At 54.9% G+C, this 21,824-nt stretch carries 17 protein-coding genes and 1 pseudogene; 11 read left to right on the forward strand and 7 right to left on the reverse strand.

Annotated elements, in window-relative coordinates; genetic code table 11:
* From AC2FNC_RS15925 to AC2FNC_RS15945, 5 genes are all read right to left on the reverse strand, one after another.
* Positions 1 to 436, reverse strand: a 436-nt coding sequence (locus tag AC2FNC_RS15925) for a PhnE/PtxC family ABC transporter permease (protein WP_496715868.1), incomplete at its 3' end; no start/stop codon positions are given.
* Positions 436 to 1,251, reverse strand: a complete 816-nt coding sequence (gene phnE, locus AC2FNC_RS15930; protein ID WP_480477270.1) for a phosphonate ABC transporter, permease protein PhnE — start codon at positions 1,249 to 1,251, stop codon at positions 436 to 438. The genes AC2FNC_RS15925 and phnE, both read right to left, overlap by 1 nt.
* Positions 1,248 to 2,042 (reverse strand): phosphonate ABC transporter ATP-binding protein, encoded by a 795-nt coding sequence (phnC, locus tag AC2FNC_RS15935; RefSeq protein WP_496715870.1) that lies wholly within the window; start codon positions 2,040 to 2,042, stop codon positions 1,248 to 1,250. Before phnC ends, phnE begins: the two co-directional genes overlap by 4 nt.
* A 60-nt stretch (positions 2,043 to 2,102) precedes the next feature.
* Positions 2,103 to 3,077, reverse strand: a complete 975-nt coding sequence (gene phnD, locus AC2FNC_RS15940; protein ID WP_496715871.1) for a phosphate/phosphite/phosphonate ABC transporter substrate-binding protein — start codon at positions 3,075 to 3,077, stop codon at positions 2,103 to 2,105.
* A 61-nt stretch (positions 3,078 to 3,138) separates the two neighbouring features.
* Entirely contained in the window at positions 3,139 to 3,948 is an 810-nt protein-coding gene (locus AC2FNC_RS15945) for a DeoR/GlpR family DNA-binding transcription regulator (protein WP_496715873.1), read from the reverse strand.
* Positions 3,949 to 4,171: 223 nt separating this feature from the next.
* Here AC2FNC_RS15945 and AC2FNC_RS15950 point away from each other — a divergent pair, with 223 nt between their 5' ends.
* The 5 genes from AC2FNC_RS15950 to AC2FNC_RS15970 are packed head-to-tail and all read left to right on the forward strand — an operon-like array spanning position 4,172 to position 9,575.
* Positions 4,172 to 4,636 carry an NUDIX hydrolase gene (locus AC2FNC_RS15950; protein WP_496715874.1) on the forward strand — a complete coding sequence of 155 codons (465 nt, stop codon included), beginning with the start codon at positions 4,172 to 4,174 and terminating at the stop codon, positions 4,634 to 4,636.
* A 59-nt stretch (positions 4,637 to 4,695) separates the two neighbouring features.
* Positions 4,696 to 5,721, forward strand: a complete 1,026-nt coding sequence (locus AC2FNC_RS15955) for an ABC transporter substrate-binding protein (RefSeq protein WP_480554948.1) — start codon at positions 4,696 to 4,698, stop codon at positions 5,719 to 5,721.
* Positions 5,722 to 7,935: an ABC transporter permease gene (locus tag AC2FNC_RS15960; protein ID WP_496715875.1), complete on the forward strand. Its 2,214-nt coding sequence runs from the start codon at positions 5,722 to 5,724 to the stop codon at positions 7,933 to 7,935.
* Between the two features lie 11 nt (positions 7,936 to 7,946).
* A complete protein-coding gene (locus AC2FNC_RS15965; RefSeq protein ID WP_496715876.1) occupies positions 7,947 to 9,008 on the forward strand; it encodes an ABC transporter ATP-binding protein in 1,062 nt (353 codons plus the stop codon).
* A complete protein-coding gene (locus AC2FNC_RS15970; protein WP_480519952.1) occupies positions 9,009 to 9,575 on the forward strand; it encodes a histidine phosphatase family protein in 567 nt (188 codons plus the stop codon).
* 3 nt (positions 9,576 to 9,578) lie between these two features.
* On the opposite strand, the gene AC2FNC_RS15975 is transcribed toward AC2FNC_RS15970, so the two are convergent.
* Positions 9,579 to 10,370 carry an inositol monophosphatase family protein gene (locus AC2FNC_RS15975; RefSeq protein WP_480554943.1) on the reverse strand — a complete coding sequence of 264 codons (792 nt, stop codon included), beginning with the start codon at positions 10,368 to 10,370 and terminating at the stop codon, positions 9,579 to 9,581.
* Between the two features lie 93 nt (positions 10,371 to 10,463).
* Positions 10,464 to 12,512: a dockerin type I domain-containing protein gene (locus AC2FNC_RS15980; protein ID WP_496715884.1), complete on the reverse strand. Its 2,049-nt coding sequence runs from the start codon at positions 12,510 to 12,512 to the stop codon at positions 10,464 to 10,466.
* 228 nt (positions 12,513 to 12,740) lie between these two features.
* Here AC2FNC_RS15980 and AC2FNC_RS15985 point away from each other — a divergent pair, with 228 nt between their 5' ends.
* From AC2FNC_RS15985 to AC2FNC_RS16010, 6 genes and pseudogenes are all read left to right on the forward strand, one after another.
* Positions 12,741 to 16,559 (forward strand): Ig-like domain-containing protein, encoded by a 3,819-nt coding sequence (locus tag AC2FNC_RS15985; RefSeq protein ID WP_496715877.1) that lies wholly within the window; start codon positions 12,741 to 12,743, stop codon positions 16,557 to 16,559.
* Between the two features lie 46 nt (positions 16,560 to 16,605).
* Entirely contained in the window at positions 16,606 to 17,445 is an 840-nt protein-coding gene (locus AC2FNC_RS15990; protein WP_496715878.1) for a SapC family protein, read from the forward strand.
* On the forward strand, positions 17,435 to 18,778 hold the full coding sequence (locus tag AC2FNC_RS15995; RefSeq protein WP_496715880.1) for a TolC family protein: 1,344 nt from the start codon (positions 17,435 to 17,437) through the stop codon (positions 18,776 to 18,778). Before AC2FNC_RS15990 ends, AC2FNC_RS15995 begins: the two co-directional genes overlap by 11 nt.
* Positions 18,775 to 19,266: a cysteine peptidase family C39 domain-containing protein gene (locus AC2FNC_RS16000; RefSeq protein ID WP_496715881.1), complete on the forward strand. Its 492-nt coding sequence runs from the start codon at positions 18,775 to 18,777 to the stop codon at positions 19,264 to 19,266. Before AC2FNC_RS15995 ends, AC2FNC_RS16000 begins: the two co-directional genes overlap by 4 nt.
* Before the next feature lie 12 nt (positions 19,267 to 19,278).
* A pseudogene (locus AC2FNC_RS16005) lies at positions 19,279 to 20,922 on the forward strand (type I secretion system permease/ATPase); the annotation flags it as partial.
* Positions 20,906 to 21,824, forward strand: a 919-nt coding sequence (locus AC2FNC_RS16010; protein ID WP_496715882.1) for an HlyD family secretion protein, incomplete at its 3' end; no start/stop codon positions are given. The pseudogene AC2FNC_RS16005 and the gene AC2FNC_RS16010, both read left to right, overlap by 17 nt.

Raw genomic sequence — 21,824 nt, forward strand, 5'->3', positions numbered from 1 at the left:
CGCCCGGTCCAATGATAGCGATCAATAGCAGCGCCCAGATCAGCGAGTTGATTGAGCGGGTCGAGACAATGACCAACAAGGCAATGGGGCGGATGAACAACGCCGACGGAGTAGTGTTGCGGGCCGCCAAAAAGGCAACCGGCACAGCCAAGCACAGAGCGATGATCGTGCCCAGAGTAGCAATGTTCAGGGTATCCCAGATCGGGCGACCCAACTTGGTGATATAGTCCCATTTGGGCGGCGTTGCTCGGGTCCATATATCGTTGGCGATACGGGGCGCGTCCCAGACAAAAAACCAGGTTGTCGATTCTGAAATGAGCTGCCAACAGTAGACAAAAATCGCTACGCCCAGAAGCCAGCCAAACCAGCGAACCAGGCTTTGGCCCGTCGTCCGCCTGCGCCAGATTTGTGTATCGTCGCGTTCAAGAACCGGCATTACTGAACCCTCGCGCGGATAATCCCCGAAAGGTATTCAAGGGCCATGACGATCCCGATGATAAGGATCAGAATGGCGGCTGCCGTGTCATATTCATATCGATCAAACGCAGTGTTCAGTGTCGCGCCAATGCCGCCTGCCCCCACCAGCCCGAGAATAGCGCTTTCCCGGAAATTGATATCGATCCGGTACATGGAAAGACCCACAAGCCTAGGCATGATCTGAGGCTGAACCCCGTAGTTGATCCATTGCAGCCATCTTGCACCAGAGGCCTGGATCGCCTCTGCCTGAACTTTGTCCATCGCCTCGATATCTTCAGCCAAGAGCTTGGAAAGAAATCCAATTGTCGCGAAGGACAGCGTCAGAAATCCTGCCAGCGGGCCAAATCCGAAAATGGCCACAAGCAAAATAGCAACGATAATCTCCTGCAGTGCCCGGCTTAACGCGACAATGCCGCGGCAAATTATGTAGATTGGCAACGGGGCGATATTACGTGCAGCCCCCAATCCAATCGGGATCGAAATCAGGATACCAACAACCGACGCGGCCACGGTCATCACAATGCTTTCCAGAAGGCCGGCCCAGATATCTGACCACCGTGAAATGAAATCGGGGCTGGTAAAGGCAAGGACGAACGCCCATCCCCTGTCCAGTCCCTCATAGACCCTTCCCCAATCAACATCGATGGTCATGAAAGCCGCGATCAGGTAAGCGAAAAACCCAAGTATCAATGCCCTGCGCAGCAACGTGTTTTTGATAAAGGCCGGTTTGCGCCAACCTTTTCCCAGCATGTCGTCAAGTTCTCTATGGCTCATTCTGCGGCCTCGACATCTTCATCCTCATCCACTTTTTCGATGGTCGCTTCCCAGTCTTCCTCGCCGTAAATCTCGGTCAGCTTTTCCGGGGTGAGCCCTGTTGGGAGACCATCAAAAACGATTTCGCCAAAGCGGAGGCCTACGACACGGGGAACAAACATCTGGGCTAGTGCCACGTCATGGATGTTGATAATGGCCGCCAGCCCACGCTCCTGACACAGCTCGGTGATCAGCCGCATGATCTGACGACTGGTTTTCGGATCCAGCGACGCGGTCGGTTCATCGACCAGCAACAACTTTGGGTTCTGGATCAGGGCGCGGCAGATACCGACCCTTTGGCGTTGACCACCCGACAACTCGTCCGCGCGTTTGTCAGCCATATGCAACAGTCCCACGCGGTCCAGAAGGCGGAAAGCCTCGTCCACATCGGACTGCGGATACCGCCGCAGAAAGCTGCGCCAGAAACCGACATACCCCAACCGACCGGACAATACGTTTTCCATCACGGTGAGGCGTTCAACCAGAGCATATTCCTGAAAGATCATACCCATTTCGCGGCGTGCTTTCCGCAACGCACCCGACCCGAGTTTGGTCAGGTTCATGTCATCCAGAAGAACACCGCCGCTTGTAGGCTCAACCAAACGGTTGATGCAGCGGATCATCGTCGATTTTCCCGCACCCGAGGGCCCGATCAGTGCAAGCACCTGCCCTTTGGGCACCTCAAGATCGATGGCCTTCAGTGCCTGATCTCCGGTCTTGTAGGTTTTCGTCAGCTTTTGAAGACGCAGCATAAAATGCCCCCGATTAGGGTGGATAGCGGGCCTTTTCAGGCCCGCCTGATTAAGCAAGGCTTATTGGCAGGCGTAGGAGACGCCGTTTGCCGCGTCAATTTTCCGAATGACGTCCCAGAATTCCTGGTAAGTCATCTCCAGAAATTGGCCCTCGTTCGACTTGGAAAACTCTGCTTCAAGCGTCGTCCCTTCCCACTCGAAGTTGAAGAAAGCATTGCGGATTTTCTCCTGCAATTCGGGCGTCAGGTTGTAGACAGTGCCAAATCCGGTGGTTGGAAAGGTCTGCGATTTGTAAATCGTAACAACATCTTCCTCCTTGATCACATCCCGCAAAATCATCCGTGCCTTTACCGAATTTGCAATCGATGCCGCTGGATAGTCCTTGTTCGCCACACCAAGGATCGAGTTGTCGTGCTTTCCCGAATAGACGGGTTCGAAGTCGCGATCGGGCAGAAGATCAAAGTCACTTTTCAGGATCGCCGACGGTGCTTTGAAGCCCGAGTTGGACGTGGGTGACGTGAAGGCAAGTTGCTTACCTTTGATATCCTCAACCTTTTCGATGCCCGAGCCTGGGTAGGTGATGATCTCCATTTCATAACCGAAGTTACCGTCTTTTGAGGCCATAATCGTAAACGGTCGGAACCCGGCACAGTTTACTGCCAGTGGGTTGGACCCGGTGTTGAAGCCCGCAATATGCAGGCGTCCCGACCGCATCGCCTCGATCTGGGCGGCGTTGTTTTGGACCGGAAAAAAGACCACATCCTTGCCTGTCTCAGCCTTCAGATGCTCTAGAAAGTCTGACCACGCGGTTTTGTATACGGCTGGGTCTTCGACCGGTGTATAGGCAAAAATCAGGGTGTCAGGATCAATTAGCTGGGAAGAATCTGTGGGGATATCCGCAATCAAATCCCCGTCGACGTCGCAAAACCGCTCGTCCAGATCACCCCTAGGGCAATCTTGCGCCGAAACTGTCCCGGAAAGCGACATGAGCGCAATTGCCGATGCCCCAACCAATAATCTGATGTCTATCTTCATGTTTTCCTCCCAGTTATGCGCGGTCTTTTTGCAGTCCGCTGTTCGTCATTCATTTCAGTGATTACGGGGCGACGAGAACATCGACCTCGGCACCGTTGATCGCGTTAAGCAACTCTCCTGTTGGTTTCGTGTCGGAAACTATGGAATCCAGGTTGGTCAGGTCTCCGACCTGAGACAGGCCTTTACGGCCAAATTTCCCTGAATCGATTAAAAGATGTCGATTTGCTGCGCGCGTCAGCATCATTCTTTTGACAGCCGCAAAGCCGCGCACGGTTTCTGAAGGGCCTTCGACCGAAAAACCTGATGAGCCGATCATGCATCTGTCGACATTGAACCGAGACAGGAATTCCAGCGTTTCGGTTCCGATCGTCGCAGATTCGGTTGCCAGATATTCTCCTGGACAAAGCAGAACCTCGGCAGCCCCATGGCCGAGGGTCATTGCCACCGGAATAGAATTTGTAATCACTGTGCAAGGAGTGCCGAGATAAGCCAATGCACGGGCCATCTCGATTGTGGTCGAACCGGAATCGATCATGACCGTTTCACCATCGCGCACCAGCCCCGCCGCGCTGATTCCTATGCGTTCGCGCTCCTCAATTCGCGCGTTGGCCCGCTCGTCCAGACCTGGATAATGCCCTTGTGCCGGGGCAGATGCCCCTCCGTGCGCGCGTGCGATCAGGCCGTCATTCGACAGAGCGTCGAAATCCCTGCGCACCGTCTCGTTAGAGACGTTGAAACGCTGGGCCAATTCATTGATGCGAACGTGCGGGCGAAGCTTCAACTCCAGCAATATTTGCTGGCGCCGGTCGGATTTCTTTACCCTACCCCGTCCCTTCTCAATCGTTTTGGCACGTGTTTTCGTTTTGGACATCCAACAACCCAATCAGGTTTCAAACCCCACTTTTGTGGGATTTCGGGCATAATGCAATAATTTTTGTTGCATAACCCTCAGTAGGTTGTGACAATTCGGAAGAGTCCAAAGCGCAAAGCAAGAATGATGAATTGAACCGGTTCAAAGTGAAAACCTAAGGACCACCGTTAACGAGTGAAGGCTATTCTGGGTGCGCTTTTGATACCGTGTCATTGAGGGCAGCATGAGCGACGGCAACATAACTGATCAGATTGCAGCACTTCCGATGCGCTGGGACAGGGATGGAAAACTGCACGTTCTGATGGTGACTTCGCGCGATACAGGGCGGTGGGTCATCCCAAAAGGTTGGTTGATGGAAGGAAAGAAACCCTGGCATGCCGCTGAAATTGAAGCACTGGAAGAAGCAGGTGCTGTCGGGGCAATCTCGAAACAGCCAATTGGTCATTTTTTCTATGACAAGCGCTTTGAGGGCGCGAGTAGCGTTCGCTGCCGCGTTACTCTCTATCCCATGGTCGTTGAAAAGTTGAAACGGCGTTGGAAAGAACGGGACGAACGGACGCGTCACTGGTTTTCACCAGGGAAAGCGGCAAAGCTGGTGGAAGAAAGAGATCTCTCAAGTATTCTGAAAAATCTGACGGGCAATCAGAACGCCCAGTCTGTCATTAACAAGCTTCGAAAAGCTGGATGAGAAAGCGCATGACAAAACAAAAAATACTGGGCGCAAAATAACCAAAGGGAGGAATGATAATGAAAAAACTTACATCCACGGCCGTCGGGTCGCTGATTGCAATAGCCGCATCTATGTCGGCAGCGCAGGCGGACAAGCTGACACTCTATTGCTCCGCGCAGGAAGACTGGTGCCAACTCATGGCGCGTAGCTTCGAAGATGCGACGGGCATCGACGTCAACATGACGCGTAAGTCGTCAGGTGAAACTTTTGCTCAAATCCGTGCCGAAAGCTCAAACCCGAAAGGAGACGTGTGGTGGGGCGGCACGGGTGACCCGCATTTGCAGGCCGCTGAAGAGGGCCTGACAATGGAATACATGTCGCCAATGCGCGACCAGCTTCATGATTGGGCGATTTCCCAGGCCGAGAGTGCCGGAAACAGAACGATAGGTATCTATTCCGGCGCACTTGGGTATGGCTATAACGCAGACTTGCTGGCGGCCAACAACCTGCCTGAACCCGCCTGTTGGAAAGACCTGCTAAAGCCTGAATACAAGGGCCACGTTCAGATGGCCAACCCGAACTCGTCTGGTACGGCCTATACGACGCTGGCCTCGATGGTGCAGATCTTTGGCGAGGATGAAGGTTTTGAGTTCATGAAAGGCCTGCATTCGAATATCAACCAGTATACCAAATCCGGATCGGCACCAATCAAAGCAGCCGGTCGTGGCGAGAACACGATTGGCATCGTCTTCATGCATGATGCGGTAAAGCAGGCCGTATCGGGTTTCCCGATCAAGGTCGTCGCGCCGTGCGAGGGTACGGGATACGAAATTGGCTCGATGTCCATAATTGAAGGCGCCCGCAACGAGGAAGAGGCGAAGAAGTTCTATGACTGGGCACTGTCGCCCGAGGCGCAGAACCTTGCTCTTCAGGTCAGCGCGTTTCAGGTGCCATCGAACAAGAGCGCGGAAACATCGGAAAGCGCGCCTGACATGAGCCAGATCAAGCTGATTGACTATGACTTCAAAAAGTATGGTTCCTCAGACGAACGGAAACGTCTGTTGCAGAAATGGGACGAAGAGGTTTCGGTTCTGCCGCAGTAAATGACTGACCAGACTTCAAAAAAGACCCGCCCGGTTCTGATCTTTTGGGTCATCGCCGGGTGGGCCGGGTTTTGCCTGCTGCCGTGGTATATGGTCGACGGCGGCCTGTGGTCATTCGAATGGCTTTTTGACGGCTACCCGTTTGACGAAGATTATGCCCCCGCTGCATTCCTGATCGCACAGGGTGAGAAGCTTTGGCTTGCCCCGCTGTTGATCGCCCTGACCTTACCCCTTCTGGTGTTGAAACGAGCGAAATCTGACCCGCTCTATGCCCGTGTTCTGATCCTTTCCGGTGCACTCGGCTTCGGCTGGTTGATCGCACAGGGCTTCGGGATTGGCATCAGGGGTTTCAATTTCAATTGGTTGGTAGCCTATTTTGGTGAACTTGGCGATCGCCAGTTCGGCATGGGCTATGGTGCAATGATTTGCGCATCAAGCTTTCTGTTCCTGTTGACCCAAGGCATTGCGGCAAGAGGTGCCATCAACGGTGACGTCTTTGTTGTCAGTGCGATTGGCGGTGTGATTACTATCGTCACCGTCTTTGTCTTTTTTCCGATCGCCAAGATGCTGTTCGCTGCTTTCGTCACTGAAGATGGCGCATATTCGATTGCTGTCTTCTTCTCAAAGTTCTTTGATGGCCGGCTTTGGGGGTTGGGGTGTTTTTATGGCGCCAGGTGCGGCGCGGCATGGAACTCGCTGTTTCTCGCCATCCTGGTTGGCTTCGTCACGACGGCCCTGGGTTTGTGCTTTGCACTGGTCGTGACCCGCTCGGGTTTCCGCTACAAGCGCATGCTGCGGGCTTTGACTGTTCTTCCAATCATCACCCCGCCATTTGTGATTGGGCTCGCGCTGATCCTGCTTTTTGGCCTGTCAGGCTCAGTCACACGGTTCGTCGCCGATCTGTTCGGCACGCAGCCAACGCGCTGGCTGTACGGAATGCCAGGCATATTCATCGCACAGGCCCTTGCGTTCACACCCATTGCATTCCTCGTTCTAATCGGCGTGGTGGAAGGCGTCTCGCCATCTATGGAGGAAGCGGCACAGACTCTCCGCGCCAGCAGGTGGCAAACGTTCAAGACAGTGTCCCTGCCTCTGATGCGCCCCGGACTTGCCAATGCATTTCTTTTGGGCTTCATCGAAAGTATGGCCGACTTCGGAAACCCACTTGTTCTGGGTGGGAATTTCGACGTTCTATCGACCGAGATTTTCTTTGCCATCGTAGGGGCGCAATACGACCAAGGACGGGCCGCCGTTCTGGCCATGGTATTGCTGTTTTTCACCCTTTCGGCCTTTTACGCACAGCGTGTTTGGCTGGGTAAGAAAAGCTATACAACCGTAACAGGCAAAGGCGACGCAGGCGTGCACCCTTTGATGCCGACAGGCCTTTCTGTTCCCGTGCTGGTATTCGCCCTTGGCTGGGCGGTGTTCACGATCATTGTCTATGCAATGATCATCTACGGCAGTGTGGTCGAGCTTTGGGGTGTCAATAACTCCCTGACCCTAAAGCACTACGTCACTGCATTCTCTGTTCGATTTGAAGAAGAGGGCATTCGTTGGACCGGCGCTGCTTGGGACAGCTTCTGGACCACCATAACCATTGCGGCAATTGCTGCACCTCTGACGGCGGCGGTTGGGCTGGTAACGGCTTACCTGTTGACCCGGCAGAGCTTTGCAGGAAAGAACACTTTCGAGTTTGGAACCATGCTGTCCTTTGCTATCCCCGGTACGGTGATTGGTGTCAGCTATATTCTTGCCTTCAACGTTCCGCCAATCGAAATAACCGGCACAGGCGTTATCCTTGTTATCAGCTTCATATTCCGCAACATGCCGGTTGGGGTCCGTGCGGGCATCGCCAGCATGTCGCAACTTGACCGCAGTCTTGATGAATCGTCGCTGACCCTTGGTGCAAACTCGTGGCAGACATTTCGTCGTATCATTCTGCCGCTGCTACGCCCCGCGATACTGGCCGCACTTGTTTACAGTTTTGTCCGTGCGATGACGGCGATCTCGGCTGTGATCTTTCTGGTCAGTGCCGAATACGACATGGCAACCAGCTATATTATCGGGCGGGTCGAGAATAACGACTATGGTCTAGCCATTGCGTATTCGACGACGCTTATCTTCGTGATGCTGGCAGTTGTTGCGTTGATGCAGCTGATCGTTGGTCGCACTCAGATCGGGCGTCGGATGACGCAGTCACGCACCAATGTTTAGGAGATTTTGACATGAGCCTGCAATCCAAGGCCGCGCCGGTACGGTTCGAGAACGTGTCGAAAGTGTTCGGCAAAAACGTTGTGGCTGTTGATAACATTAACCTTCATGTCGAAGCGGGAAAACTGGTCACGCTGCTTGGTCCGTCAGGCTGTGGGAAAACAACGACGTTGCGCATGATCGCCGGGTTAGAAATGGCAAGCTCTGGCAAGATTATGATTGGCGACCGGGACGTCACCAAACTGCCCGCAACAGATCGCGACGTATCAATGGTGTTTCAATCATACGCGCTGTTTCCCCACATGAGCGTGCTGGAGAACGTGATGTACGGCCTCACATTCTCGGGCTTTGCCAAGGATGAGGCTCGCAGCCGCGCCTTGCATGGCTTGCAATTGGTAGGGCTCAAGGGGTTCGACAATCGCCTTCCCTCCGAACTCTCGGGTGGTCAGCAACAACGTGTCGCCGTCGCGCGAGCGCTGGTTCTTGAACCACAGGTTCTGCTGTTTGACGAGCCGCTATCCAACCTTGATGCCAAGCTGCGACGCCAGGTGCGCGAGGATATCCGGGCCATTCAGCAAGACCTTGGATTGACGGTTGTCTATGTCACCCACGATCAGGAAGAGGCCCTGGCCGTCTCGGACGAGATTGTTGTGATGCGGAACGCCGCGATCGCTCAGATGGGTACACCTCGCGAGCTTTATGATGCCCCGAATGACCGGTTTGTTGCCGATTTCATAGGCGAGGCAAACCTGCTCAACTGTCAAATCATTGCAACTGACGGAGATATTGCAACGATCGAGATCGAAGGATACCGTCACACTCTGCCGCGTCGGGGTTTGACCAATGGGGCCGCGACCATCGCTGTACGACCCTCGCGCCTTGTGATTGGTTCTGATTACGGCATCGCCGCTACAGTGGCCAAGGCAACCTATGTTGGCGTGCGGATGGAATACACGCTGACCGGCGCATTTGGTCAGGTTTTTGCGGTCCACGATGATGTTGATGCACCGCTTGCACCGGGTACCGAAATCAGGATGGGGTTTGCGGGCAAAGGACCGGTACTTCTGCCTGACTAGATGCCGAATTTACTGATCATCACTCACCCCGAGGTCGTTATTGATCCGGATACCCCCATTACGGAATGGGGTCTGAGCACGACAGGTCGCTGGCGCGCCGCATCCTTTGCCGCCAGTGAAGCTATGGCCAATGTCAGCCATATCTGGGCCAGCAGCGAACGAAAGGCTCGCGACACTGGTGAGATTCTGGCTGCGCCCTTGGGGTTGCCCTTATATTTCCACCCGGATCTTGGCGAGAATGATCGGAGTGCCACAGGTTTCCTGCCACGGGAAAAGTTCGAGGCGGCCGCCGACGCATTCTTTGCCCAGCCGGACATTAGCTTTCGCGGTTGGGAAACTGCGGCCGATGCTCAGAGGCGCATTCGTCGTGCAGTGTCGGAGATCATTCGTGCCCATGGAGCCGGAGACCTCGCAATCGTTACACATGGCGCGGTCGGTACATTGTTGTGGTGTGAACTTTCTGGAAATCCGATTAACCGCCAGTACGATCAACCGTCACAAGGCCATTATTGGCAGGCAAGCCTGACAAATCTACGACCTTATTCCACTTGGTTATCAATGGCCTAGACGTTAAGCACCCCAAGCGTTCTCTGCGATTTCCAGCAAGCTTTCAAATACATCTGGCGTTCCGACGATCACACGCCCACCGTCGCGGATCATCGCGTCGGCGTCTTGATCTTCGACAACACCACCCGCTTCCGTAACCAACAATTGCCCAGCCAGACAATCCCAAGCGTTCATGTGTTCTTCCACATAACCCAGAAGTCGCCCGGCTGCGACATAGGCCAATGACAATGCACCACTGGCGTTTCTGTGAAACATGGAACCGCGCTCGATCAGCGCTGCGACCACCGGCACGACGTGGCGAGTTTCGATCCGGTTCGAATACCCCACAGAAACCGTCCCGTCCTGAAGAGCAACCCCAGAGGCCACGTGTATCGGTGAACCGTTCAGTGTCGCGCCCTCTCCACGTGTTGCCACAAAGGTTTCGTCCATATTCGGATCCCGGATCACACCGACCGCAGTGCGCCCTTCGGTGACACCGGCCAGAACAATCGTCCATACCGGTATGCCATTGACGAAATTCGTAGTTCCATCAATTGGATCAATCACCCAGTCAAACCCGCTCTCACCGGTGGCAGCGCCGTGTTCTTCGCCAAATATCCCGTCTTGCGGCCAGGCATCCATGATCTTTTGGCGAATGAAGGTTTCGACGTTTTTGTCCGCCTCACTCACCCAGTCCTGAGCACCTTTTTGATCGATGACCAGATTACTCCTGTCCAAGAAGTATTTCTCTGCAATCACCCCAGCTTCTTCACAGACCGCGATGGCAAAATCTCTGCGTTCCGAAAGACGATTCATGGCCTGTCCTTTTGTGTTTGTGTATCTAGGGCCAACATTGCGGTCCAAGCGGAAGGCTTGCAATGACTGAGTTGCAGCACCGTTCAATTCAATTCATGCCGCTTCGAGGTTGCCGAGCAATATGGACGTCATATCGGCGGTTATCACCCCGTCTATGGCAACAACATCCATTCCAGTCTGATAATCAACGTTGCTTTTTGTAATTCCCGACAAGTCCGCATCTGAATCCAAAAAGACCCATTGAGGTTCATGCGCAGTGGTTTGCCCAACGGCCACCTGCAAGATCGCCAGTGCATCCAGGGCATTGATGGTTCCATCTTGATTGATATCCGCCGCGATCAAGTTCTCCGCATCGGCAGGTCCCCATGTCGGATCGAGGCCAACCGAAATGCGTAACACTTGCAAGGCATCCAGGGCGTCGATCTCTTTGCTCGCCGTTGAATAATGTTTGACGACGTCCAGTCTTCCGGGGAAAGTGCCATCCGGAAGGTCCAAATCAAATTGCCCCTGATCGTCAGCCGTGACAGATACCGTGCCACCACCGTCAGGAGTGAACTTGATCTCTGCATCCGACAATCCGGGATTTGCAGATTGGCTGTCCACAGTGATTGGCCCAAGCACGCCATCCGAACTGTCGGGCGTCAAACCGCCGAAATCACCAAAATCAACCGGAATGTGATCGGGGCCTTCAAACCCGGCCCCGAAAATATCGGTACTGGTCAGCGATCCACCCGAAGCAGACTGAACCTGCACCACCTCGCCCCGATACTCTATCCGCGCCCCTTGAGTGGTGCTGGTAAAGGTCAGTTGCTGAGGGGACCGCAACAGCAAATAGTCGAACATGTCCAGACGGTCCACACCCGGTTGAAAATCCGTGATCGTGGTCAGACCGCTGCCCGACTGCATCACGAAAATGTCGGCCCCTGCCCCACCTGACATAGTCGTAGCACCTGTTCCGGCTATCAGTATGTCATCGCCATCTCCGCCAATCAGGGTGGTATCCAGAATACTGCCGCTCAGCATGTCGTCTGAGGTCGTCCCCGACACTGTTCCAAACCCTTTGTCCACGATCCCCAGATCATCGACAGGAACCGAAATTACAGTGACTCCAGCGTCTTGTTGCGACGTAACCAGAATCTGCAACTCATTGCCGACATGTGCAATGCTCAGCGATCCAACATTCTGCAATCCACTAGTCAAAGTGTCGGCGAAACTGTCCAGATAAACCAGCTGGCCTTCCGGAGTCAGCGTGAACAATGTAAGCCCATCGTCGCCGCCACCCGCCACGACGAATACGCGCCCGTTGATGTCCACGACCTCAAGGTCCTGCACTGATTCAAAGCGGGTCGTGAGCGAATCCAGAATATGGTCTGTGGCGCTCAGGCTGCCGTCAGCGTTCAATTGAAGCACACTGAGCGAGTTGCTGCCTGCACCCGCCACGATTACCCAGGGCTTGCCGTAGGCCTCGATCGTTTCGATGGCTGTCGGAGTCGAGATTCCAAGGGTTCCGAGGGCTGAACTGTTGTCAATCTCGGTCAACTGACCGGAAATGCTGTCGACCCGAAAAGTTGAGACTGTATTGCTGACCGCATCACTTGAGATCAGGAAATGGTCTGTTCCTGCGCGCAACGTCTGCATCGCGCCACTAGAGCCAGCAACAAGGCCAGCAAGGCTCAGCGTTCCGTCCTGATTAACAAGATATGTCCCGATTTGACCCGTTTCTTCATGAGCCATTGCTAGAACATCCATGGGCCCGATCGACACTTGAACAATGGCCGAGATATCTCCGCCTCCCGTCAGAGATCCGGTTTCAGTAAGGGTGTCCAGGGTGCCATCCGGGTTTAGGTCATATCCGACCAACCCGACCGCCATATTCACATCCAGTACAAGTTGTTCGGTTCCCGCCAGCGTTATTGGTGTACCACTGCGACCAACGTGAAACGTGATTGTGCCGCTGTAATATTCCGTGTCGACCAGTTGAGGCATCGCGCCCTCGACCAGCCTCCAGACCGCGACGCCGCCGCCCGGTCCGGCGACGGTATAAAGATACGTGGTTCCGTTAAGCGTTTTTAAAGCCGTATCGCCGATACCTGAATCGAGCGCCGCGCTCCCCGTTGCCACCACACCTTCGAATTGAAGCATCACAGCCACACCTCCTGCGCCACCCCTGGCCTTGACCAAAAGATGACCTGATGCACGGACCGAAACAAAAGCGGAATTGTGGTGAAAACGAGAAGTTCGATTTCAGATTAACTCAATTTTTCACTTTCGATCGCAACAGTAACCAGCGGGAAAGACAGATGAGCCAGCCGTTATCAGCGCGACATGTCTTCCTTTTCGGTGATCGCGGAAACCACATGTGAGGGTAAGATGACCAAAGCACCAGAGTTCAACAACCGTCCGGCGGCTGAACCTTCGGAAACGGACCGCAAGCAACACATTCGTCAGTGGATCGATGGAAAACTTGGTCGCTGGGCAGGGCGCGGCGCTGCCGGTGGGTTGATTTCAACTTTGATGGCCTTGCCCGCGTTATCACAAGCCACAATTGAAGAACTGTATGCTTTTCAATTCGCGGAAACCATTCCAGGCGTTCGCTCTGTCAAGTTGTTGAAGAATGGGGATGTTCTTCTAAAAATGGCCGATGGCCGCACAATGATTGTGGCGGCTGAAAACGTCCAGATCCTGGACAGCGGTGCCATCATGATCGCTGAGAATGCGGTTCAGGAGATTGCCCAGTTCAGCGCTGTGGAAGCAGGCGCGTCCGCAGGCGGCATCAGTGGTGCCGGCGCGGCGTTGGGCGGATTGGGTCTGGCCGGGGCGGCTGCGGCCGCAGGAGGTGGCGGCGGTGGCGGTGAAGACAGCCCCGTCGTATCCGAACCCATGCCGACATACACAAGCCTCAACCTCGCCGAGCTGCAATCCACTGCACTGAACAATGTCAGCACCAACGCCATCGCTCCCGAAGGGACTGCGACCATCGAAGTCACAATAGGGTCACTGGTGATAACCGTGACACCCAACCCCGATGGCAGTTGGAGCATCTCTCTGACAGCCGCCGAGGCCAGCGCGCTTCCACAGGGGGTGTCGACGGTGACCATCAGGAACGTGGATGGGTCGGGGGCTGAGCTGTCGACACAATCCGTTCAGTTTGACATCGATACGGTCCCGCCAAGCCTGTCAATCACCGGATTTTCTGACGGGCCGGTACTCAACCTGGCCGAACAGGCCACCGACCTGACGGTCACCGGTGTAACTGATGCTGAAGACGGGCAAATCGTAACGGTTTCACTGAACGGGCAAAGCTATTCCGGTACAGTTTCCGGTGGACAGTGGAGCGTAACCGTCCCGGCGGTTGACCTTAGCGCCTTACCTGACGGCGCAATCGTAAATGTAACGGCAGACGTGACTGACGCAGCTGGAAACCCGGCCGCACAGGCCAGCGGAAGCTTTGATACGGATTTCACCGCGCCAAGTGTTTCTCTGGATCCAGTTGCGGGTGGATCAATTGACCTGATTGATGTGGCTGGTGGCTTAACCTTAACGGGTTCCACCACGGCCGAAGACGGGCAAACCATCATCGTCACGTTCGACGGTCAGGTGTACACTGGTGCTGCGACAGGCGGAAACTGGACTGTCACGATCCCCAATTCCGACCTCGGCAGTCTATCCACCGGAACACCTGCTGCAGTTGTTGTGGCGGTCGAGGATATCGCTGGCAACCCGGCCGCGCCGATTCTTGTTACTGTACCTGTGGACCTGACCGGTCCCTCAATTTCGATATCTCCGCTTTCCGTCGGCGCAGTTCTCAACGCCGCTGAAGCCGCGGCAAGCTTGGCTATCAGCGGGACAACCGCCAATGTCGAAGATGGCCAGCAAGTCACCGTCAGACTGGATGGTCAAACATATACCTCGACAGTGACGGGCGGAACATGGACTGTTACTGTCTCAGCCGGTGATCTGGCATCTTTGGCCGACGGAGGCAGCTTTCAGATCACCGCAGATGTCAGCGACGCAAACGGGCTGACAGCCCCTCAGGCTGATGTGACACTATTGAAAGACGTCACAGCACCAACCCTCAGCAGCGACACATTCTCGACCGGCGCATTCATGAATGCTGCCGAAAAGGCGGTGGACCTGACAATATCGGGCGCAACGTCGGCCGAAGACGGTCAAGTCGTGACCGTCACTTTGAACGGTCAATCTTACAGTGCTACAGCAGCCGGAGGGTCTTGGAGCTCAGTTGTCCCTGTTGCTGACCTTGCGGCCCTCTCTGATGCCGCCACCGTGACGGTCACGGCTGACGTTTCGGATGCCGCAGGAAATCCGGCGTCACAGGCCAGCAACAGTTTCACGTCCGATTTCACACCCCCTACCCTGGGAATAACCGGTATTTCTGACGGCACTGTTATGAACGCTGCTGAGCAAGGTACCGACCTGATTGTCTCGGGAACCTCAGACGCTCAGGATGGAACGGTCATTACCGTGGAGGTCGCGCGCGCAGACGGAACAGTAGATATAAGCGGTACCGCAACGGTAACCGGTGGTGTCTGGACCTACACAGCCACATCGGCGGAGCTATCAGGGCTTCAGGATGCGAGCACCTACCACGTCACGGCTTCTGTTTCCGACGCGGCTGGGAATGGCAACCAAACCTCGACAAGTTTTACAACCGATTTTACGGCGCCAGCAATCACGATCGACAGTTTGCCGGTTGGCTCCGTATTGGATGTAACGGAACAAGCTACAGACCTGACAATTTCAGGCACGACGACCTCCGAAGATGGCCAAACAGTGTCTGTCACGTTTGGCGGGCAAACCTATACCGGTATTGCATCGGGCGGAACCTGGGCGATCACTGTGCCAGCCAGCGACCTAGGCGCGCTGTCCGACGGAACAAACCACACCATCTCCGCAACAGTTGACGATATTGCCGGCAACAGCTCGGTTGCGGCAAGCAGTTCGGTAACGACGGACTTTCGGCCTGTTCTGATGCTGGACGATATCGGCGTAAACAACGCAGTGGCCCTTGCCGACGCCAAGCTGTCAGGCATTACTGTCAGCGGTTCCTCTGCCGGGCTTTCAAACGGCCAGGTCGTGGATGTCTTGCTGAACGGCAGTTCCGTCGGTAGCGCGACAGTAACCGCGGACGGATCCTGGACACTGGCTGTCGCGTCGTCAGATTTCGCCGCCATAGAGGCTGGGGATGATCTTATTTTCTCTGCCCAGGCAACTGTTGCAGGGGGACCAGATCCCTTTCCTGTATCGGATCAGGCGGTTGCTCATGAGCCAGCTGCCTACGTGATCTCTGAAGTCGGGCGCAGTGGGTCAACCGTAACGTTTGCCATTTATGCCGATGCAAATCGTGACATCTCTGGTGGCCTGGCTTTTACAGCGGAGCTTGAGTTCGACTCAGCCGTTGCCACATTCGACATTGGATCAGACACGGAACACAGCGCGTTTGATTTGTTCCTGGCAAACCCAGGCACAGGTGACATCATCAACTTCGCTGGGGCGGCGACTGTTTTTTCTGATTTGTCCCAACCTCTTGTCACCTTCACGATGACAGTACAGGACGCTGCTCAACCCATTGAGTTAACGATAAAATCACCTGAAGGTGGCCCTGTTGCAATTCAGTTTGGCACCAATGGCAATGACATCCTAACCGCGGCAAACACGGATACAATCATTCGTGGCGGTGGTGGCGATGATAGTATTGACATCACCGAAGCTGGGCGGGACGTCGTTGTCTTTGAAGCCGACCCTAATAACAATGGCGTAGACAGCATAACCGGTTTCACAATTGGGTCTGCAGCAGATGTAACCGACGCCCTAATGTTCAGCGGACTGAATGTCGCCACGCTCCGCGGTGATGGTACGGGTTTCGAACTGCTTTCTGTCGGTGGCACATTGGGCATAGATACTGGATTTGTAGGCCTCGATACCGTTCTTGCGGACCTCAATGCCGTTACACTCGAAACGGCTGTAGAAAGCCTTGCCGGGGCATCTACAGGTGATGAGCTCTATGTGATGGCAACGGACGGAACGGACAGTGTTCTGATCAAAGTTGATTTCGTGACACCAGGCGACGCCAACGTCGAAACCCTCGCCACTTTCCATGGTTTGGGCGATCTCAGCGGCTTGACCGCGGACAACATCATACACACCGACCCAACCGGCGCGACCGCCTGACGCGGCTTCGAAACAAATTGGCGCCCATCATTTTCATGAGGCAGTTATGGCAAAGAATGGCTTAACCCCGATCACACGATTACGACATGGTCATCGGTTCTGGAAACGTTACACGTCGTTCGAATTCGCGCACGATATAGTCGACTGCCCGGTGGCAGAGGCAGAGATTCTTCAGGCAGCAGCCACTTTTCCAATCGCATTTTTGAAATCCGACCGGGGATTTTACCCTGTCGCAATCTTATCGATGACACCAGACAAACCGACGCCATTCGTGTCAGCGGAAGGGGATTGGCGTGCAAGCTATGTTCCTTCTGCACTGCGATGTGCACCGTTTCAATTCCTGCCACCTGAACTTCACGATAAAATCGGTGAGGGGGAGTTTGACTTGCTTGTCAACGAAAGCTTGGACTTGGTTACCGACAACCCCGAAGATGAGCCGTTCTTTGACAAAACCGGAGAGTTGGGGCCGGAACTGCAAAAAGTCCAAGCGTTCTTTCACACTCTCACAGCATCACTGGAGAACACATATCAATTGTGCCGTACGATAGCCGGTATGGGGCTTTTTTCTCCACTCGCCTGCGCACAAACGGACGAAAGCCTCGACGGTTACTTTGGTGTCAACGTGGGTGCCTTGCAGCAAGTTCCTTCAGCGCATCTGTCATTGCTCGCCATGAACGGTGGCCTGCGCCTCATATATGCCCACCAAGTTTCCTTGACCCATTTTTCGTGGCTATCGACCGCTCAATTGCGCGCCGAACAATTGGTCAACGGGTCGTCGCAAAGCGTACGATCTGATGCTTCAGATTTTCTAGAAGCGCTGGCCGCCGCCCAACAAAAAGAAAGCCTACTGGACCATCGGTGGCAGGAGGGTCAGTATGCGATTTAATGAGTATTCACTGCATCTTGTCACGCTCAGTCTGCTTTTGGTCTCGATTTCCGCCTGCACCCGCCCGCCCGATTTGACGCCAGTTGCGATGTCCTTTGCAGCCCAAACAGCCGGTGCCAGGGCAACAAAACCATCAAAAACACTCAGCCACAGCGCCTTCGGGCAGCGGGTGAAAAAGGCGGTCGAGAACAGCCCCAACCTGGCGCAAGTCAAATCCAGAATGGGCATCGCGAAAGCCAAACAAGACGCAGCTGAAGGCGCTTTTCTCCCGGAGATTTCGCTGGGGCTAAACGCACGATCTGAAAGGATTGCCTCAGATGTAGCGGATGTATCGCCGTATGTGAGGGTTTCACAATTGGTCTATGACGGAGGGGCGTCCTCAGGGGATCTGACCGCTGCGCGGGCACGTGTCTTGGAAAGCAGAGGCGATCAGATTCAAACAGCCTCATCCACTGCTCTCGCAGCTATCGAGACCTATGTACTTGTCCTCGATCAACGAAAGATTCGAAGCATCGCAGCACAGAATGTTCTAACACATGAAGAGCTTGTTCGCCAGATAACCGACCGAACAGAAAACGGTGTCGGTTCGAGTGCCGACGTTCTGGCAGCCCGGTCGCGCATGTCCGATGCGCGCACAAAGCTGGCTGATGCGCATGCGCGAACAGACCGCGCCGAAGCGCGATTCCGCGAGGTTTTCGGGGATGAGCCCGGCGCTCTTTCTGCACCAGTTCCGGCACCTGGACTGGAAAGAAGTGACATGCAGATCATAATGAACAGCCCTCAGGTTCGGCGGTCCGATGCAAGCCTACTTGCTGCCAAGGCAGAATGGTCCGCAGCGCATGCGCGTCGCAGCCCTGATGTCAGGGTCGCCGCATTCGCGAACCAGAATAACAATCGTGACGCGAACTTTGGAGTGGATCTTTCTTTCAATTACGAGCTGGACAGCACCGGCCAGCGCCGCGCTGCAATAGCAGCGGCGGAATCGCTGGTCAAAGAGACCGAGTTTGCGCGCGAGCAGCTTATCCGCGAAATAACGCGAGAATTGGGTTTTATCCGTTCGGATCAAAAAGCGGGTGCCGATCGGTTACGAGAAGCCCGGATTGCCGTGGAGGCTAACGCGGAAAATGTCGTAGCTTCCCGCGAACAATTTTCGATCGGTCGTCGTAGCCTCATTGAAATTCTGGATGCACAGCGGGACTACGTTAATGCTCAGGAACGTTTGATCCTTGCGGAACAGAGCTACTTTCTGACCAATTATGCAGCCCTAAGCCTGACTGGGGACATACTCGACCTGCTCGGGGTTTCATTGGGCGACTGGGGCAATACGCAATGAACGCATCCGACCCTGCCCCCAATGCTTCGCTGCTTACACCGTTTGAAGCCTGTCTGTTGAATATCTCGTCGGCACTTGAACGGCCATTGAGTCTCGCGGCGCTGCACGCGGCGCAAAGTGGCGCAGACGGGGATCTGACAATACGGGACATTCTCACCCTCGCGCAAAAGGCGGGTATGCAGGCGGGGTATGGGGCAAAGCGCCTTTCCGATTTGGATAACAATCTGACACCCACCCTGTTGCTGTTGGCAGAGGGTAAAGCCGTTGTCTTTCACGGACGAAGGCAGAAGGGTACTTTATTGGTCTTCGACCCAGAGTTAGGCGAAGGTGTCGGTGAGATTTCTGAAGACAGGCTGGCAGCCTGTTATACCGGTTACGCAATCCTGTTCCGGCGCCATCACGACGGCGAAGCATTGGGGGTGTCCGGTTCACATGGCGGTCACTGGTTCTGGAACGCACTAACCGCAAACCGGTGGTCATACATTTAGGTCGCGCTAGCAGCGGCGCTGGCAAATCTTCTTGGTTTGTCCACGTCCGTATTCATCATGGTGGTCTATGACCGGGTATTGCCCAACGAAGCAACGGAGTCGCTGATCGCTTTGACCGTGGGTGTGGCGTTGGCACTGTGTTTTGACTTTACCCTCAAGTTGCTGCGGGCGGGGTTTATCGACAAGGCCGGGCAGAAAGCCGACTTGTTGATGGGCCGGCGCATTTTCGACCAGTTGCTGAACATCCAGATGAAATCGCGCACGGGGTCTACCGGTGCCATGACCAGCACCATTCGCGAATTTGAAACTCTGCGAGAGTTCTTTACATCCGCGACGCTGGTGGCCGTTGTCGACCTGCCGTTCATTGGATTGTTTATCCTGGCGATCTTTCTGGTGGGCGGACAACTGGCTTTGATCCCTGCACTGGCCGTACCGGTGGTGCTCCTGACAGGTTTGGCGGTGCAACCAGTTTTATCAAGGATGGCGGAACGAAGCCTGTCCGACGGGCAGTCCAAGCAATCAGTTCTGGTTGAGGCTGTCTCGGGACTTGAAACCATTAAAACAACGGCAGCAGGCCGAAAAATGCGCGCACGATGGGAACAGGCCATCGAACAGCAATCAGCGCATGGTGCGCGAAGCCGGACTGTCACGCAATTTGCCCTGAACCTGACCGGTTTCACCCAACAGGCCGCGCAAGTGCTTGTTGTATTTCTTGGTGTTTTTCTGATCACTGACGGGCAGGCCAGCATGGGTGCCCTGGTCGCTTCGGTAATGTTGACTGGACGGGCGTTGGCCCCTCTGGGTCAACTGGCGCAGACTTTGACGCGCGCAAACCAGGCCAGATGCGCCTATCGCAACCTCAATGCGCTAATGCACGCAGAAAGCGAACGCCCGGAGGGGCGCACATGGCTGACCCGATCTGATTTCAAAGGGGCAATTGCCTTTAATAACGTGTGTTTTTCGTATTCTGACCAAAGCGAAGATACCCTGCGAGGCGTGTCTTTCACTATAATGCCTGGTGAGAAAGTCGCAATTCTAGGTCAAATCGGATGCGGGAAAAGCACGATTGCGCGCCTGCTATTGGGGCTTTACACGCCACGAGTAGGCTCGGTCATGATCGATGGGCTCGACATACGTCAGATCGACCCAGGTGACTTGCGGCGCAATATTGGATCTGTCCTGCAGGATGTCTGGCTTTTTTCGGGGTCTGTCCGGGAGAATATCGCCAGCGGTGCAGTCCGACCCAGAGATTGCGATATAGTCGAAGCCGGTCGTATTGCCGGTGTCGAAGAATTCGTGAACAGCCATCCGTCGGGCTATGACCTTCAACTCGCGGAACGCGGTGAGGGGCTTTCCGGGGGTCAACGGCAAGCAATCGCCCTTGCAAGGGCACTTGTCGGGCGTCCTCCGGTTTTGCTTTTTGATGAGCCAACCAGTGCGATGGACGTCAAAACCGAAGCCCAACTGGTTCAACGCCTGAGTACGTCAACCTCCGGATCAACCCTGGTCATTGTAACGCACAGAACCAGCCTGCTGGAGCTTGTGGACAGGGTTATCGTTCTGGAAAACGGAAAAATCGCAGCTGATGGACCCAAGAGCTTACTGACGCAGCACATGCGCCAGAAAGGGAGGCACTTGAATGTCGCAGCATCCTGATCTGGCGAAGTTGGCGCGCGAAATGCAGGGGCGCTCTCCCGTTCGTGGTTCATTGCTCTTGCTGTTGATCCTGTCCTGTATTGTCTCGGCCGGGTTGTGGGCACATTTGACCGAGTTGGATGACGTAACGCGCGTCGATGGGCGGATCGTGCCTTCGGGAGACATACAGGAGATCGACGCCGCCGAGCCCGGCGTGCTGCGGTCGCTTCATGTGCGCGAAGGCCAGTTGGTCGACAAAGGGGCATTGTTGATGGAACTGGACGCCACACAAATCGACAGCCAACTTAGCCAGGAACAACAGCGCGCTTTCGGGCTGCAAGCCCGTGCACAACGTTTGCAGGCAGAAATTGATGGAACACAATTAAGTTTCGATGCGCAGCTGATCGAAGGTGCACCCAGTGTCGTGCGTTCGGAAACTGCATTGTATCAGGGTCGACAAGCAGAGCTGGCGGCAGAAATCGCAATTTTGGAACGTCAGCGTGAACAAAAGCAGCGAGAACACGAAGAAGGTGTAGTGGATCAGGTGACGGCAGAAGAAACCCTAAATGTACTTGGGGAGGAGCGTGCAATCATTGCTCCGCTTGTTGAGCGGCAAATGGAACCTGCGACAACATTGCTGGCGTTGCGGCGCAGCGAGGCTGAGTGGCGCGGTCGCAAGGTCCGGGCCGAAGCCGTGACCAACAGGTTGCAAACTGGTTTGGATGAAATCGACGATCGGATTCAAGCTGCTCATAGCCGATTTCGAAGCGCTGCACTTACTGAATTGGCTATTGCAACTGCGGAACTGGCGGCTTTGCAACCCGCCTTGCCAGCCCTACGCGACCGGGCTGCACGAGCGCAGGTTCGCTCTCCGGTTCGCGGTATCGTCAACCGCATCCACCGAACCACCATTGGAGGTTTGG

Source organism: Ruegeria sp. BHSA123, from assembly GCF_059613425.1.